Annotated in this window: 18 protein-coding genes; 9 read left to right on the top strand and 9 right to left on the bottom strand. The window is 35.6% G+C overall.

Annotated elements, in window-relative coordinates:
- Window positions 1-97 precede the first annotated feature (97 nt).
- The 3 genes from Q2T41_RS01680 (at window position 98) to Q2T41_RS01670 (ending at window position 3563) form a co-directional block, all read left to right on the top strand.
- A complete protein-coding gene (locus Q2T41_RS01680) occupies window positions 98-871 on the top strand; it encodes a GLPGLI family protein (protein ID WP_304434592.1) in 774 nt (257 codons plus the stop codon).
- A gap of 107 nt (window positions 872-978) precedes the next feature.
- Window positions 979-2436: a carboxypeptidase-like regulatory domain-containing protein gene (locus tag Q2T41_RS01675; RefSeq protein ID WP_304434590.1), complete on the top strand. Its 1458-nt coding sequence runs from the start codon at window positions 979-981 to the stop codon at window positions 2434-2436.
- Between the two features lie 848 nt (window positions 2437-3284).
- On the top strand, window positions 3285-3563 hold the full coding sequence (locus Q2T41_RS01670; RefSeq protein ID WP_304434588.1) for a hypothetical protein: 279 nt from the start codon (window positions 3285-3287) through the stop codon (window positions 3561-3563).
- Window positions 3564-3572: 9 nt separating this feature from the next.
- Here the strand turns inward: Q2T41_RS01670 and Q2T41_RS01665 are convergent, their stop codons facing one another.
- Window positions 3573-4787, bottom strand: a complete 1215-nt coding sequence (locus Q2T41_RS01665; RefSeq protein ID WP_304434586.1) for an RsmB/NOP family class I SAM-dependent RNA methyltransferase — start codon at window positions 4785-4787, stop codon at window positions 3573-3575.
- A gap of 152 nt (window positions 4788-4939) precedes the next feature.
- Between Q2T41_RS01665 and Q2T41_RS01660 the strand changes: the two genes are divergently transcribed.
- A complete protein-coding gene (locus tag Q2T41_RS01660) occupies window positions 4940-5623 on the top strand; it encodes a WD40/YVTN/BNR-like repeat-containing protein (RefSeq protein WP_367186810.1) in 684 nt (227 codons plus the stop codon).
- Between the two features lie 110 nt (window positions 5624-5733).
- Window positions 5734-5961, top strand: coding sequence for a beta propeller repeat protein (locus Q2T41_RS20710; RefSeq protein WP_367186809.1), 228 nt, complete (start codon window positions 5734-5736; stop codon window positions 5959-5961).
- A 1-nt stretch (window position 5962) separates the two neighbouring features.
- Here Q2T41_RS20710 and Q2T41_RS01655 read toward each other — a convergent pair whose 3' ends face one another.
- The 7 genes from Q2T41_RS01655 to Q2T41_RS01625 form a co-directional block, all read right to left on the bottom strand.
- On the bottom strand, window positions 5963-6400 hold the full coding sequence (locus Q2T41_RS01655; protein WP_089260099.1) for a hypothetical protein: 438 nt from the start codon (window positions 6398-6400) through the stop codon (window positions 5963-5965).
- Window positions 6393-6899 carry a hypothetical protein gene (locus tag Q2T41_RS01650; RefSeq protein WP_304434584.1) on the bottom strand — a complete coding sequence of 169 codons (507 nt, stop codon included), beginning with the start codon at window positions 6897-6899 and terminating at the stop codon, window positions 6393-6395. The genes Q2T41_RS01655 and Q2T41_RS01650 overlap by 8 nt, the downstream gene beginning before the upstream one ends.
- Window positions 6900-6932: 33 nt before the next feature.
- Complete coding sequence (locus tag Q2T41_RS01645; RefSeq protein ID WP_304434582.1) at window positions 6933-7499, bottom strand: RNA polymerase sigma factor; 567 nt, start codon at window positions 7497-7499, stop codon at window positions 6933-6935.
- A 74-nt stretch (window positions 7500-7573) separates the two neighbouring features.
- Window positions 7574-9403, bottom strand: a complete 1830-nt coding sequence (locus Q2T41_RS01640) for an ABC transporter ATP-binding protein (protein WP_304434580.1) — start codon at window positions 9401-9403, stop codon at window positions 7574-7576.
- Complete coding sequence (locus Q2T41_RS01635; RefSeq protein ID WP_304434579.1) at window positions 9403-11112, bottom strand: phospho-sugar mutase; 1710 nt, start codon at window positions 11110-11112, stop codon at window positions 9403-9405. Before Q2T41_RS01635 ends, Q2T41_RS01640 begins: the two co-directional genes overlap by 1 nt.
- Before the next feature lie 38 nt (window positions 11113-11150).
- The gene (locus Q2T41_RS01630) at window positions 11151-12113 is read right to left on the bottom strand and encodes a glycosyltransferase family 2 protein (protein ID WP_304434577.1); all 963 of its coding nucleotides are present in this window, start codon (window positions 12111-12113) and stop codon (window positions 11151-11153) included.
- Window positions 12114-12160: 47 nt separating this feature from the next.
- The gene (locus Q2T41_RS01625) at window positions 12161-12682 is read right to left on the bottom strand and encodes a DUF4199 domain-containing protein (protein WP_304434575.1); all 522 of its coding nucleotides are present in this window, start codon (window positions 12680-12682) and stop codon (window positions 12161-12163) included.
- Window positions 12683-12862: 180 nt separating this feature from the next.
- Here Q2T41_RS01625 and Q2T41_RS01620 point away from each other — a divergent pair, with 180 nt between their 5' ends.
- From Q2T41_RS01620 to mtaB, 3 genes are all read left to right on the top strand, one after another.
- Window positions 12863-13132, top strand: a complete 270-nt coding sequence (locus tag Q2T41_RS01620; RefSeq protein WP_089260591.1) for a type B 50S ribosomal protein L31 — start codon at window positions 12863-12865, stop codon at window positions 13130-13132.
- A 160-nt stretch (window positions 13133-13292) separates the two neighbouring features.
- Window positions 13293-14468, top strand: coding sequence for a GlmU family protein (locus Q2T41_RS01615; protein ID WP_304434572.1), 1176 nt, complete (start codon window positions 13293-13295; stop codon window positions 14466-14468).
- An 84-nt stretch (window positions 14469-14552) separates the two neighbouring features.
- Window positions 14553-15881 (top strand): tRNA (N(6)-L-threonylcarbamoyladenosine(37)-C(2))-methylthiotransferase MtaB, encoded by a 1329-nt coding sequence (mtaB, locus tag Q2T41_RS01610; protein ID WP_304434569.1) that lies wholly within the window; start codon window positions 14553-14555, stop codon window positions 15879-15881.
- A gap of 37 nt (window positions 15882-15918) precedes the next feature.
- Here the strand turns inward: mtaB and Q2T41_RS01605 are convergent, their stop codons facing one another.
- Window positions 15919-16215, bottom strand: a complete 297-nt coding sequence (locus Q2T41_RS01605; protein ID WP_304434568.1) for a GNAT family N-acetyltransferase — start codon at window positions 16213-16215, stop codon at window positions 15919-15921.
- 178 nt (window positions 16216-16393) lie between these two features.
- Here Q2T41_RS01605 and Q2T41_RS01600 point away from each other — a divergent pair, with 178 nt between their 5' ends.
- Window positions 16394-17056 (top strand): YqiA/YcfP family alpha/beta fold hydrolase, encoded by a 663-nt coding sequence (locus Q2T41_RS01600; protein ID WP_304434566.1) that lies wholly within the window; start codon window positions 16394-16396, stop codon window positions 17054-17056.
- Window positions 17057-17075 lie beyond the last annotated feature (19 nt).

Here is a 17075-nt window from a genome sequence, read left to right as displayed (position 1 = left end):
GATGCTAGAATGAAATTGTTCTTTTCTGGAGTCCAATTAGTAAAAGAAATCTAATGACAAAACCTATAATAAAGGTTTTGTCATTAAAACGAATGCTATGATAAAACAATTTATTTATTTGATTCTTTTAGTTGGATATTTTTCATATGCTCAAAGAACTAGTGTCGCAGAATATGTATATGTAAATAAAATTATTAATTACAAAAGTAATGGAGTTTTAAAATTTACATCCAATCATTCAAATTATACTTTATTAAAATCAGAGGCACTTGTTGAAGAAGAAAGAACATTGGATGAAAATGGAAACGTGCAAATAAATTTACCTGATTCCGATGATAGACCGGAATATTATTTAAATAGAGAATTAAAAATCTTTTTAAATAAAGTTTACGGATTTAGAGAAGTGTATATTCTTGATGAAGAAATACCGAATATTAATTGGAAAATAGAAAAGGAATTCAAAAATCTAAATACTTTAATATGTCAGAAGGCTACTGGATACTTTAGGGGTAGAACTTATATAGTCTGGTTTGCAAATGACATCCCCGTGCCTTATGGTCCTTGGAAATTACAGGGTTTACCTGGATTGATTGTAGAAGCTACAGATGATGAGGGTTTAATACTTTTCAGGTTATCAAAATATATTACCCAAAACCAAGGCGAAAACATACAGATTCCGGTAGGGACTAAAAAAATGTCCTTAAAAGAATTTGTAACCAAAGAAAAGCCTGAAAAGCAAAAAGAGTTTTTTGCATATGTCAGTTCTCTGAATACCGATAGAAATACTACTATCGTTTCTTCTAGCTATACAGAGCCACCTGGGCTTGAGCTTATATATGAGTGGGAAAAGAACGGTTCAAATAAAGAATAATAGATTTTATAAATCAAGGTAATGTGCGGATAAAATTTTTTGTTCTGATTTTAAGTTTTCTAACGACAGGCACGATTGTTTCCCAAACAAATATTACTGGTTTTATTATGGATGCCTTCCAAAAACCAATTCCTTACAGTAGTCTATTACTTCAATCACAAGATTCAATAACTGTTGCTTATACTTATAGTAACAATAGCGGTTTTTACGAGCTAGAGTTGGATGAAACAGGAGATTTTAACCTCATTGTTTCTATGTTAGGTTATGAAAAACTAATACAGCCTATCTCTATTACTAAAAACACTAAAAATTTAAAAAAGGATTTTGAACTTAAAGAGAAACTTTTTGAATTAAATGAGGTAAGTGTCAATGCAGATCTACCTATTGATATTAAAAAGGATACGGTTGTATATAAAGTAAAAACATTTTTAAGAGGTAATGAAGTAGTGCTAGAAGATTTGCTTAAAAATTTACCAGGAATAAATGTAGATTCTGACGGGACAATAAAGTTTGGAAACCAAGAAATTGAAAAATTGATGGTAGACGGTGATGATTTTTTTGAGAAAGGATATAAAATATTATCAAAAAGTTTGCCGGTACACCCTTTGGAGAGTGTTGAGTTACTTCAAAAATATTCTAATAGTAGATTATTAAAAGGTATTGAAAATAGCGATAAAGTTGCGCTTAATTTGAAACTTAAGGAAGAAGCTAAAAACATTTGGTTTGGGGATATTACCATGGGATATGGCTTAGAATTTTCTAATTTTTATACCATTAAGGGTAATCTGGCTAATTTCAGTAAAAAGAAAAAGTTTTATTTTTTAAGTAATCTTAATAATACCGGGGATGATTCTACAGGTGATATTAACCAATTAATAAGACCCTACCGTTCTGGTGAGCCCTCAAGTATAGGTGATAATCAGCGATTACAGACCTTAAACAATATTAGTGGTAGTATTAATGATTTTAAAGAGAGCAGAACTAACTTTAATGATGCAGAACTACTTTCCTTGAATGCTATTTATAACCTGTCTAATAAAGTAAAATTGAAAACCTTGGGGTTTTTAAATACAGACGAAATTCAGTTTTTTAGCAATACTATAGATAATTTTAATTCTAGTGGATTTAGTTTTACAAACACAGAGGACGTTATAATATCAAATAATAAGCTTACTGCTTTTGGTAAGATAGATATAACGTATGATATATCAGAACGTAAAATGTTGGAATCAACAACAAAATTTAATTACTCTAATTTTAAGGATAACTCTGATTTAAATTTTAACGGACTTTCCATTTTGCAATCATTAGCATCTAATAATAATCTTTTTGACTATAAAATCGGTTACTCTGATAGGTTTGCTGATAAAAAAGTTTTCTTATTAACAGGGCGATATATAAAAGAAAGTTCGCCACAAAACTTTACTGTTAACCGTTTTTTATATCAAGATTTGTTTCCTGAAATCTCAAATGCTAATAATATTTCTCAAATAAGTGAGAATCAATATCAATTTTTTGGGGTAGAAGGTCATCTTTTAGAAAAAAACAAAATGGTAATTTACTAGAATTTAAGTTAGGTAACGAACTGCGAATAGATGATTTACAATCAATTTTTAATATAAAAAATAACAATGCACTTATAGAAAATCCAGATGGCTTTCAGAATACTTTAGTATATAGAACTAATGATTTGTATTTTAAAACCAAGTATCTTTTTAAAATAAATAAGATTGGGTTTATAGGTAAATTAGATTTTCACCAACTCTTCAATAATTTAGAATTTTCGGAAAACGACAAGAGTCAATCAGTATTTTTTATTAACCCAAGCTTAGGTCTTAACTGGGAAATAAATAAATCTAATGAAATAGATACATCGGTAAGTATAACAACAAATAACGCTGATGTTTTAAGTACCTCTAACAATTATTCGCTTACAGGGTTTAGGTTTTTTTCGAAGGGCTCAGGAGATTTTAATCAATTAAACGCATTTAATTATTCTTTCAATTATAAAGTAGGCGACTTTTCAAGCCGTTTTTTTTCGGGATTGTCTCTAAATTATATGAAGAACAATGATTTTTTCTCAACCAATACTTCGTATGATCCAAATTTTTCATTGTCGGAGAAAATACTAATTAAGGATAGAGAATTTTTAAATGCTGCTGCATATTCAAACTTTTATTTTAGGAAATTGAAATCTACTCTTAAACTTAGTTTAGGGTACTCAAAATCTAATTTTCAGAATAATATTAATGATACTGGCCTTAGGATAGTTAAAAATCAAACTAACAGTTACCAAATAAAATTAAAATCTGCTTTTAGCGGTTTTTTTAATTACAATGTAGGAACCGAGTGGTTATCAAATTCAATAGAAATTAGCACGTTTAATAATAAATTCACTAATAACACTAGTTATTTGGACTTAGCTTTTGCCTTTACCGATAAGTTAACTTTAGACGTTAAAACCGAACGCTATTTCTTTGGCAATCTTCAAGGTGTAAATACTTACTACTTTTTAGATGTGACCGCAAAGTATGTTTTAAAGAAAAATAAGTTGACGTTATTTTTTGATGGTAGGAACTTATTTGACAATAACACTTTTAGAACATTCTCTATTAATGATGTAGGTAATACAACAACTGAATATAGGTTGTTGCCAAGAATATTACTATTGAAACTTGCTTATAGATTTTGAATTTTTTAATTAATTGCTTTTTTCCAATAAAGCCATGAAGAAACCATCATAACCACTTTTTGAGGCATATATTTTTTTGTCTTTAACCAACGTAAAATCCTTACCCTCTTCAGATTTAAGGAAAGACTGTACTTGATGACTATTTTCCTGTGGCAGTATGGAACAAGTAGCATAGACCATCTTTCCACCAGGTTTGACGATTTTGCTATAGTTTCTAATAATCTCATGTTGCGTTTGCACGATTTTATCCAGAAATTCGGGTTGCATTTTCCACTTGGAGTCTGGGTTTCTTCTTAAAACGCCCAATCCCGTACATGGGGCATCTATAAGCACTCTATCTGCACTACCATATAATTTTTTATATACCTTGGAAGAATCTATTTCCCTAACTTCAATATTGTGTGCTCCGTTACGTCTTGCCCTTCTTTTTAGTTCCTTAAGCTTGCTACCATAAATATCCATGGAAATCAGCTGTCCTTTATTCTCCATCAAGGAAGCCAAATGCAATGATTTTCCACCGGCACCTGCACAGGTATCAACTACCCGTTGACCAGGTTCTACATCCAAAAATGCGGCAACCAACTGAGAGGAAGCATCTTGTACTTCAAACATACCATCTTTAAAGGCTTGTGTTACAAATACATTTGCACGCTCAACCAATTTTAAGGCATCTGGGTAACCACGTATAGGTTCGGCTACAATATTCTCGTCCAATAATGCTTTTCTTAATGTTTCCTTATTGGTTTTTAAAGTATTGGTACGTAAAATAACTTCAGCCGGCTCATTGAGTTTGGCTATTTCTTCTGTCCACAACTTATCGCCCAAAGCTTTTTCACCCAGTTCATCTATCCAATCTGGAATAGCTTCCCTAAATTTTCTAATTTTTGAAAGCTCGTCGAATTTTCCTTTTATCCTTCTTTCCGGTGTGGGTTCTATTTGTTTCCAATCCGGCAATTTTATTCCTTTCAAAACCGCCCAAACGGCCCACATTCTAAACAGGTCCGGCCTGCTGAAGGGTGCTTTTACTTCTGCAATTTCTGCATATAATCTTTTGAACCTTACCATTTCATAAGTGGTCTCGGCAATAAATCCTCGGTCGCGAGCACCCCATCGTTTGTCAAAACGAAGTACTTTCTGAACGACCTTGTCCGCATATTCATTTTCGTTAAAAATGAGATTAAGGGCATCTATTACGGCAAACACGAGATTTCTATGTAATTTCATGAGAAGAGATATTGTTTATTATGGTTGAAAGATTGTGTCACTGAGAAAAAGCTTGCACCTTTTAAGCCGTGGTCTTTCAAAAAATTAGGGTGCAAAGGTATTGTTTTAGAAGTGATTCCATTTATTTTTGAGAAACTTTATACGATAATATCATGCGCTATGTACTTCTATTGATTGTTTTACTGGTTTCCTGTACCGAAAGCAAACAACCGGTGACATTTACATCTGCGACAATTGAAACCCTTTATATCGATTCTATTAGTGTAAGAGCTATTGAGCTTATGGGTAATAGTTTGGCTTTTGTGGCCAATAACGGTGTTTTTGGCACTATTGAATTAGGTACTGGAAAAGTAAGGGCCAATACGATTTCTTCACCAGAAGGAAATCCGCATTTTAGGGCTGTGGCACATACATCTAATGATTTTTTTATGTTGTCCATAGAATCACCTGCTCTATTGTATAAAACGGGTGGTAATGGACAGATGCAAGTGGTATACAAAGAGGAGGGAGAAGGTGTTTTTTATGATGCCATGACATTTTTAAATGATTTGGACGGTATAGCACTTGGTGATAGCGTAGGCGGTTGCTTAAGTATTATCACAACCGCCGATGGAGGAAATACGTGGTCCAAGATACCCTGTAGCCTACTACCGGAAGGTATTGTGGGTGAAGGTGCTTTTGCTGCCAGTAATAGCAATATCAAAACTATTGGGGATAATATTTGGCTGGCCACCACTTCGGGTAGAATCTTGTTCTCCCGGATAAAGGTAAATCATGGCAAGCATTCAGTACGCCCATCCGCAATACCCAACCTACGGAAGGAATTTATTCCATAGATTTTTACGATGCCAATACGGGAATTGCCATTGGGGGTGATTATACTGAACCAGATGATGCCAATGCCAATAAGGCTATTACGGTAGATGGAGGAAAAACTTGGAACCTATTGGCCAACAACATGGAGCCAGGATATAAAAGTTGTGTACAATTTGTGCCGGGAACCAATGGTTACGGAATAGTTGCGGTTGGCTTCACCGGTATCTCCTATTCATCTGACAGGGGTAACAGTTGGAGAGAACTTTCAAAAGAGTCATTTTACACCCTTAGGTTTCAAAATGATAGCATAGCTTACGCCGCAGGCAAGAACCGCATTGCCAAAATTAAATTTCAATAGGCTATTTACCACCTTTGTTATGGCGATATTGTTTGATCAGATCACGTTTAAAATCCTCTTCGGCCTTTAGTAAAAGCAATGCTTTCTTAGCAGAAGTAACTTTACTGACTTCCAAAAGTAAGGCCTTGTCCAGTTCCTCTTCATCTTCTTCAATGGAAATTTTTAACGCCAGTAATTTTTTGGCATCCTTTTCCGTAAGATCATCACTGTTCTTTAATTTGCTCCTAATTTCATTATGGTCTTTACGACCTAAAGCATGTCTTTTCTCCTCATATTCATTGTATATAGGCCAAAATTCTTGTGCTTCCCTACTGTCCAAGGATAATTTTTCTGTAATGTAGGCTACTTTTAAGGATTTTATTTTTTCCCAATCTTTTTTATTTTGACTAAAAGAGAAAGCGGTAAAAAGCATAAATAGTATTACAATATATTTATTCATTTTCCTGTAAATTAAGTTCTTCAAAATCATTTATATTATCACTTAAATAGTCCAATATGTTTTCATTATCAATAGGTAGGCTCAACATATTGGAATACTCTGTGTCTGTAAAAGGCAGCACTTCTGCTATTTCATAAGAGGTTAGGTCAAACTCCGTATTTTCAAAATAGGCCTCAATATCGGTATTGGCCAAATCGCTAAAATTGACATCTTCTACATTGTTCCATTGATAACCGAAAAAAACAAGGGCAATAGCCGCTACGGATGCTGCAATAGCTATTACTTTCTTGATTGGGAACAATGGTATTACTTTGGTTTCCTCAGATAGCTTTTCAGTAAGCTTTTCATTGAAGTTTTCGAAATAATTATCGGGAACCTTAAAAGCATTATCCATTGGTATAGCTACATGATCATCTGATAATTTAGCCATAAGTTTATCCTGAAAACTATCAAAATAGCCTTCTGGTGTTTTAAACGGATGTTTGTTATTATTGTTCATTATACTTATTTGACTATCAAATACATAAATAGTTTAATCCTCTTTTAAAAATTGTTCTACTTTTTTTACCGCAAGGTGGTAAGAGGCCTTTAGTCCCCCTACGGTTGTCTCAAGAATTTCCGATATCTGTTCATATTTTAGTTCTTGAAAATATTTCATATTGAACACCAATTTTTGCTTTTCGGGCAATGTTGCAATTGCCTTCTGTAACTTTAACTGTATTTCGTTACCTTCAAAATAAACATCACTTTGTAAATTGGCAACCAGCTTCTCTTGGTAGTCTACATCGTTCAAACCTTGAATTTTTGCCCTTTGTTTAATAAAACTTAAAGCTTCATTGGTGGCAATTCTGTACATCCATGAAAAAAGTTGACTGTCACCTTTAAAGCCATCAATATTCTTATAGATTTTAATGAACGTATTTTGCAACACATCATCAGCATCGTCATGATTTAGTACAATGCCCCTGATCTGCCAATAGAGTCGTTCTTTGTACGTACTTACCAATACCTCAAAGGCTTTTGCCTGGGTATTCTGGGTCTTGAGTTCCTGTACAAGTGTTTCCTCTGCTATCAATGGTTCTTGAGGTTTGTTCATCATTAGGACTAAGAAATTATAAAAAGGTTTAACGGCAACGTTAATTTTCGCTACTGCTTGTTCAATATAAGCGGCCTTTAGGATGCCAACGATTGCATCTGTACCAATTTTTTATAAGTGCCGTTCAACGCTAACAATTGGGTATGGGTACCTTGTTCCACAATTTCCCCTTTTTGCAGAACTACAATGTTGTCCGCGTTTTGTATGGTAGATAAACGGTGGGCTATTACTATGGAGGTTCTGTTCTTCATCATTTTCTCCAATGCGTCCTGAAGCAAACGTTCGCTCTCAGTGTCCAGGGCAGATGTTGCTTCGTCTAAAATCATAATGGGCGGATTCTTTAAGACAGCCCTTGAAATGGACAGCCGTTGTTTTTGTCCTCCACTTAATTTGTTGCCACTGTCCCCGATATTGGTGTCATAACCTTTAGGTAGTTCCATGATAAAATCATGTGCATTGGCAATTTTGGCCGCAGCCATAATCTCTTCTTCCGTAGCATTTTCCTTTCCTAGCGCTATGTTGTTTTTTACGGTATCATTGAACAGAATGGAGTCTTGGGTAACAAGTCCCATTAAACCTCTGAGCGATTTTTTACTCAGGTTTTTAATATTGTTGCCGTCAATACTTATTTCACCTTCGTTGACATCGTAAAATCTTGTAACAAGGTTGGCTATGGTACTTTTACCGCTACCGGATTGCCCAACAAGGGCTACGGTCGTACCTTTTTTTACCGTCAGGTCAAAGTTTTTAAGTACGTATTCATCCTCATATTTGAACGAAATATGCTGAAGTTTTATGTCACTGTCAAATGACGTTTGTTCAATAGGATTTTTAATCTCTGCAATAGGGTTCTCTGTCTCTAAAATTTCTAAAACACGTTCAGCCGCCGCATTACCTTTTTTGACACTATAAGATGCTTTGCTTATAGATTTGGCAGGAGTAAGTATCTGATAGGACAGTGCCATATACGTAATAAAGAGCTCAGCTTCCAATGTTTTGTCTACAAGAACCATTTGACCTCCATACCAAAGAATTACGCCTATGGCGGCTATACCAAAAAACTCGCTCGTTGGGGATGCTAAGTTTTGTCTATTGAGCAGACTATTGGAAAAATTGAAAAACCTTTTTGTGGAAGATTGGAATTTTTTGGCAAATACAGATTCCGCATTAAATGCTTTAATGACTCGTAACCCACCTAGAGTTTCCTCTAAGATGGATAAAAAGAAACCTTGTTCATTTTGAACCTTGTCAGATTTTCGTTTTAAGGATTTTCCTATCAATGAAATTAGAAAACCGGAGAGCGGTAGAAATAAAAATACAAATAGTGTTAGCTTGGGACTAATAGCCAACATGGCTGCAATTGTAAAAATTATGGTCAATGGTTCTCTTACAATTAATTCCAATATAGATAAAAACGAATGTTGAATTTCCAATACATCTGATGTAATGCGGGCAATTGTATCACCTTTTCTTTTTTCGGAATAATAGGATATGGGCAATTCTATTGTTTTGTCATACAGTTCGTTTCTCAAATCTTTTAGAACGCCATTGCGCAGAAATGTAATGAAGTACATGGCTAAGTAATTAAAAAGATTCTTAAGAAGAAACATTGTAATGATCAACCCAACCATAAGCATGAGCACCTCCCCAGGATCACTTTGTTCGCTTTGTTCCGTAACAAAAAAGTTTAAAGTGTCGGTTACATAATCTTTTAAATTAGAAATACCTGTCCATTCTGGTTTGGTATATATTTTCTCTGTTTGCTTAAAAAGCACGTTCAACATTGGAAATAAGGATATCATTGCCAATGTTGAAAACAGTGCATAAAAAATATTGGAAATAATGTTCAGTAGTGCGTATATCCTGTAAGGCTTCGCAAAGCGAAGGATCTTTTTAAAATAGTTCATTAACCTAAGTTAAGCTCAGAAAGAATATTCTTGATTTTCTGATCAAGTTCTGCCGATACTTTTTTGTAATCTTCAGTCTTCTCCAATTTTGTATTCGTGCTGATGTAAAATTTAACCTTAGGTTCCGTACCGCTAGGCCTTGCGGCAATTCTGGTACCATCCTCGGTTTCGTATATTAATACGTTGGATTTTGGTATAACAATGGCCTTTTCTTCACCGGTCAATACATTTTTTGCGATTGATGTGTTGTAATCTTCGATCCATTTAACCTTGGAGCCAGCAACTGATTCCACTGGGTTTTCTTTAAAATCCTTAAGCATCTGCTTAATTTCCTCGGCACCACTGATTCCTTTTTTGGTAATGGAAACTAGATGCTCTTTATAGAAGCCATAATCAACATAACATTGAATTAGGTCTTTATAGAAAGAACTGCCATTAGCTTTTGCCTGACTGGCTATTTCACATGCCAATAGGGTAGAGGTAACCGCATCTTTATCACGTACAAAATCACCTACCATATATCCAAAGCTTTCTTCGCCTCCGCCAATAAAATCAGATTCAGGGAAGTCTTTGATCATTTTGCCGATCCATTTAAAACCAGTAAGTGATGTTTTGAACTCTACTCCGTAAGCTTTAGCCATAGCCTCCATCATTGGGGTAGATACAATGGTTGTGGCAATAAATTCATTTCCTTTAAAGCCTTTTTCCTTTCTTTTTTCAAGAAGGAATTTTGTCATTAAAACCATAGCTTGGTTTCCGTTAACAATTTCCATTTCACCTTCAAGATTACGCACGGCAATACCTAAACGGTCACTATCTGGATCAGTACCTACAACCATGTCCGCACCAATTTCTTTAGCTTTTTTTACGGCCATGGAAAGTGCTTCTGACTCCTCTGGGTTAGGGGATTTCACCGTGGGAAAATTACCATCTGGTTTTGCTTGTTCTTCTATAATCGTAACGTTATCATACCCACCTTGTTTTAATACTTCCGGTATTGCGGTGATAGAGGTTCCGTGCAATGAGGTAAACACAATTTTAAAATCATCTTTGCCATCTGCATTGAAACTACCGGCCTGAACCGATTGTTGAATAAAGGCATCATCAACTTCTTTGTCGATAACTTGGATAAGCGCATTGTTGGCAGTGAATTTGATATCTTCAAAACCAAGGGCGTTGATTTCCGCTATAATTTCTCCGTCCTGTGGTGGTACAATTTGTCCGCCATCCGTCCAGTAAACCTTATATCCATTATATTCCGGTGGGTTATGGGATGCCGTTAAAACTATACCGGCATGGCAGTCTAAATACCTTACGGCAAATGAAAGTTCTGGGGTGGTCCGTAATTCTGAAAATAGAAAAACCTTGATACCATTGGCAGAAAACACTTCTGCGACGGTTCTTGCCAGAGTATCGCTATTATTACGGCAATCAAAAGCTATTACGACCTTGATTTCCTCACCTGTATAGACTTTATTCAGGTAATTACTAAGTCCTTGTGTACTTTTGCCCAAGGTGTATTTATTTATTCTATTGGTACCTACGCCCATTACGCCCCTCATGCCACCTGTACCAAACTCCATATTTTTGTAAAAACGGTCGTTCAGTTCCTCTTGATCATTGGCGATCAGGTGTTCAATTTCTTTTTTGACTGCAGGATCAAAAAAATCGGTCAGCCATGTTTTGGCCGTGTCAAGGATATTATCCATATGGTTGTTGTTTATATGCTATTAAGTTAATGAGAATTTTAGTTATCAGAAAGCGACGTGTTAATTTCTTCGGATACAATATATCTGTTTTCCCCTTTTTTAGACCTGATCAATATTTCACCAAGAAACCCTGCCAAGAATAGCTGAGTACCAATAATCATGGCAACCAATGAAATATAGAATTGAGGCCGATCCGTAATCAATCTTCCAAACGGATTTATGAATAATTTATCGATACCTAAATAAATGGCAAAAGAAAAGCCAATAAAGAACATAAGTACACCAAGGGCACCGAACAAATGCATGGGCCGTTTTCCAAATCTTGATACGAACCAAATGGTCAATAAATCTAAAAAACCGTTTATAAATCTTTCCATACCAAATTTAGTGCTGCCGTATTTGCGGGCTTGGTGTTGAACTACTTTTTCCCCAATTTTTGAGAAACCCGCATTTTTTGCCAATACGGGGATATACCTGTGCATTTCTCCAGAAACTTCAATGTTTTTGACCACATCCTTGGCATAGGCCTTTAAGCCGCAGTTAAAATCATGAAGACGAACTCCAGATGTTCTTCTGGCGGCCCAATTGAATAATTTAGATGGGGTATTTTTGAAGATTATAGAATCATAACGTTTCTTTTTCCAACCGGATACCAGCTCATAACCTTGTTCGGTTATCATTTGGTATAACTGGGGTATTTCTTCTGGATTATCCTGTAGGTCTGCATCCATAGTGATAATTACATCACCTGTAACCGCCTTGAAACCGGCGTGCAAGGCTTGTGATTTGCCAAAGTTTCTTTGGAAATGGATTCCTTTGACAAATGGGTTTTTCTGTGAAAGTTGGTTGATGACATTCCAGGAACCGTCCGTGCTGCCATCGTCCACAAAAAGTAGTTCATAAGAAAAATGATTGGATTGCATTACGGATACAATCCAATCATGAAGTTCCTTAAGTGATTCTTCTTCGTTAAGTAATGGAATTACAATAGATAATTGCATGTGCTACTTCTGGTATTGCCCCCAAAAATACTACAATTACTTAGGTATTAATAAGCCGCTTCTTCTTTTTTTAGAATAAGACCGGTGATTAGGCCAATGATCAGGCCAATTACAACATTAATTATAAGACCTATAGGATACATGACCCATGCAAACCCTTTTTGCATCTCTATACCTTGATCAATTTGTTCTTCGGTAAGGCTGGGGTTGTCTGCCATAGCTTTTACTTTACCTATTTCGTATACTTTATCTAAATAGTCAGGTTCTATGACATTGGAAAGTAAAAAGAAATATAATAATCCTACAATTGCAGCAATTAGAGCTACACCTGCACCAATTTTTAAAGCTTCAGATATTGATAAAAGTCCGTTGCCGGTCTTTTTAAATTGTATGATTGCCATAACAATACCTGCGGCAAGAATTAAGGTCTGTGTAATTTGTACGGCCGCTCCTTGCTCATAATGCATGTCCATGATATAGAGCATGATGCCGAATATAACTCCGATTATTCCAGTAACTAGCCCATAATTCAAGGCAAACTTGCCAGTTTTTGGTTGGTTTTCTTCCATGATTTTTATTTTTAAAGGTTGATTTCTATATTGGTATGGTAATGTATGACAATGTTACATAAGTCTGCAATTTATTTTTTTATATTTTTTGTTGTTTCTAATTGTTACTTTGGAGTTTTTCACTAAATTTGCAGCCTTAAAATGAGTGCCCGTCGGAATGGGCGCAATAAAGTTTTTAAAATGAAAAAAGATATACACCCAGAAAATTACAGGATAGTGGCCTTTAAGGACATGTCTAATGATGAAGTATTTTTAACGAAATCAACAGCTGAAACAAAAGAGACTTTAGAGGTTGAAGGTGTTGAATATCCTTTGGTCAAATTGGAAATTTCAAGAACATCACATCCGTTTTACACTGGTAAGGCTAAATTTTTGGATACCGCAGGTCGTATCGATAAGTTTAAGAACAAGTACAAGAAATTTGCTAAGGAAGAAAAGAAAGAAGAGTAGAAATTGGTGTACAATTAATTTTTCTTATATACTAGAATATAGCGCCCTCGAATTTGTTCGAGGGCGTTTCTTTTTGCATTCAACTTGGTTTTAGGAACACTTAACCATAAAATATAGTACCTCTGCGGATATTTATTAATTTTGTTAAAAATCATCTTGTATGAATTATATTCTCTTTGATGGTCCACGTAGGGATCATTTATTGCCGTTTACCTTTACACGTCCGGTTGCTGAAATTAGGGTTGGTATTATGACGATGCGTGAACGCTGGGCGGCTTACTTAAAAGTTGGGGTTACGTCCTTGACCGAGGATTATTTAAGGGCTAAGTTTCCATTGCACAAAGAGAGCGAGAATGTGTTTATTGATGCATCCATCTTACCGTCAAACGCATTGTTAAAGGCAATTGATTCTTTAAAAATGGAACAAGTACTCATGAAAGATGATATGGTGGTGGCCTATTGTAGTGCAAGTGTTAAGGATAATGCACAACTTTCTGTTTTTGAGCAAATTGTGTTTGATCAGACAATAGAGCAAATAAACAATACATGGGATATTTTTGAGAAAAATGCCACTATTTTACAGTCAGATTTTGATTTTTTGACCAAAGGCAGAACAAGTTGCCCTATACCCAAGACCAATCAGGTAATACATCCTGAGCGGGTGTTTTTGGAAGAAGGGGCAAAAGTGGAATATAGTATATTAAATGCCACTGACGGACCAATATATTTAGGTAGGAATTCAGAAATATGGGAAGGTAGTCTTATTAGGGGAGGTTTGGCATTGTGTGACCACGCTATCATTAAAATGGGAGGCAAGCTTTATGGGGCGACTACCATTGGTCCCTATAGTAAAGTTTGTGGTGAAGTAAGCAATTCGGTAATTTTTGGCTACTCCAGTAAAGGGCATGAAGGGTATTTAGGTAATGCGGTATTGGGAGAATGGTGTAATATAGGTGCGGATTCCAATAACTCTAACCTGAAGAACAATTATGCAAAAGTGCGTTTATGGAATTATGCTACGGAAAGTTTTGAACAGACCGGTCTGCAATTTTGCGGGCTCATGATGGGGGACCATAGTAAAACGGCCATTAACACCATGTTCAATACGGGTACGGTTATTGGGGTAAACAGTAATATCTACGTCCCGGGATTTCCTAGAAATTTTGTCCCTAGCTTTAGTTGGGGAGGCGCTTCTGGATTTTCTTCCTATCAGCCAGAAAAGGCATTTGATGTAGCTAAGGTAATGATGGCAAGAAGGGGTGTGGAATTCAACGAAATAGAGGCGGATATTTTAAGGCATGTGTTCGAGATTACCAAAAAATGGAGAAAGTATTAAGCAGTGAGTATATTATGAGGTACTTTGGTTCTTGGTGGCTCCAATAAACTTTAAGTATTTTTGCACCTTGTAAGAAATAGTAGGATGAAAAAAAAGGTAGCTTTTTATACGTTAGGATGTAAATTGAATTTTTCGGAAACATCTACCATTGCCCGAAATTTTACCGATGAAGGATTTGAGCGTGTAGATTTTACCGAAAGGGCAGATATGTACGTAATCAATACCTGTTCGGTTACGGACAATGCGGATAAAAAATTCAAGACCATTGTTAAACAGGCACAAAAAAATAATGAAGATGCCTTTATTGCTGCGGTTGGGTGCTATGCCCAGTTAAAACCAGAAGAATTGGCAGATGTAGATGGGGTAGATTTAGTACTTGGTGCCACGGAAAAGTTCAAGATTACGGATTACATTAATGATTTGACCAAGAATGACCATGGTGAAATTCATTCGTGTGAAATTGCGGACGCTGATTTTTACGTAGGTAGTTATGCCATTGGTGACCGTACAAGAGCCTTTTTAAAGGTGCAGGATGGTTGCGATTATAAGTGTACCTATTGTACTATACCGTTAGCACGTGGTATTTCTAGAAGTGACACTTTGCAAAATGTATTGCAGAATGCCAAAGATATCTCTGCACAGGGAATTAAGGAAATTGTCTTGACAGGGGTAAATATAGGTGATTATGGTAAAGGTGAATTTGGGAACAAAAGACATGAACATACTTTTCTAGACTTGGTTCAGGCGTTGGACAACGTATCGGGCATCCATAGGTTACGCATTTCTTCTATAGAGCCTAACCTACTTAAGGATGAAACCATAGATTTTGTTGCCCGGAGCAATACCTTTGTACCTCATTTTCATATTCCTCTGCAAAGTGGTAGCGATAGGTTATTAAAATTGATGAAGCGCAGGTATATGACCAAACTGTATACTGAGCGTGTTGAACGCATAAAGACTATCATGCCAAATTGTTGTATTGGTGTAGATGTCATTGTTGGTTTTCCAGGTGAGACAGAAGAACATTTTTTGGAGACCTATCATTATCTAAATAATTTGGATATTTCTTATTTACATGTGTTTACTTATTCTGAAAGGGACAATACTCCCGCTGCAAATATGGAAGGTGTTGTTCCAAAAAAGGTAAGGAGTAAGCGAAGCAAAATGTTACGTGGGCTTTCCGTAAAAAAGAGAAGGGCGTTTTATGAAAGCCAATTAGGAAACGAACTGACGGTTTTGTTTGAAGGGGAAAATAAAGAAGGGTATATCCATGGCTTTACGGAAAACTACGTTAAGGTAAAGTCACCTTGGGACCCGGACTTGGTAAATACCTTGCATGAGGTAAGATTGACCGAAATAGCCAATGATGGTTTAGTGAGATTTGAATTTATAAAACAAAGTATAGAAGTATAAAAAAAAGCCTTTCCAACGGAAAGGCTTTTTACATGTCTTAAATTCGAATACCGATAGGAAGCATTTCTTTATACTGTAATCGATTCTTTCTTAAAAATCCTGCAATGTGCGGGCTGGTAGGTACCACTCTTAGATTTTTTTCCTGTATGGTGCTAAGAACGGCTTTGATGAAATTTTCTTTAAAACCTTCTTCGGTAATTTCTTCGGGAACAACTAATTTGGTAAGAAATACTTTGCGTTCTTGAGAAGAATATTCTATTCTGGCAAGATGACCGTTTACGGTCGTTTCAAATTGGCGCAAAAAAGAATTGTCCTTAATGATAACATCGTTCATATAGATTATTTTTGTATTGGTACTAGACAAAAAAATTACGACGTTCTCCTATCGTAATTTATTGTTGTTGAAATGCTGTACGTAATTTTTCCTATATCGTTATAGGTGATTTTCACACTCTGTACCAAAAGTAGTTAAAAAATCCCTAATTTCCTATCTTTTACATGGTTTGATGCGTATGAACGATAATTTAATACATGTTTATTGTATGCCCGGTATGGCTGCTAGTTCAGCTATATTTGAATATATAAAATTGCCCAACACGCATTTTAAGATGCATTTTTTAGAATGGGATATACCTCCGCACAACTGTACGTTTACAAACTATGCAGAACAGATGTGCCAAAAGATAGAACATGGGAACAGTGTATTGCTCGGGGTTTCTTTGGGAGGGCTATTGGTGCAGGAAATGTCGAAATTTATAGAGGTAAAAAAAGTAATTATAATATCAAGCATTAAGTTGACCCAAGAAATGCCCAATAAGATGAATTTTGCCCGTTATACTGGTGTTCATAAAATTTTACCTACCAGATTGGTGAATAATGTTGAATTTCTGGCCAAATATGCATTTGGTGAACCAGTGGTCAAAAGGTTGGACTTGTATAAGCGTTATATGTCCGTTAGAGATACAAACTATATAGATTGGTGTATTGACAAAATGGTTCATTGGAAACAAAGTGCGTTGCCCAATAATCTAATACATATTCACGGAGAAAAGGATATGGTATTTCCCATAACCAAAATAAAGGATTGTATTACGGTTCCCAACGGTACGCATACGATGATAATACATCGCGCAAAATGGTTTAATGAGAACTTGCCTGCAATTATTTTGGAATAAGAAAGTTCTATATATACCT

Origin of the sequence: Maribacter confluentis (genome assembly GCF_030505015.1) — a bacterium.
Classification (GTDB): domain Bacteria; phylum Bacteroidota; class Bacteroidia; order Flavobacteriales; family Flavobacteriaceae; genus Maribacter; species Maribacter sedimenticola.
This window is presented reverse-complemented; position numbering and strand designations above follow the sequence as displayed.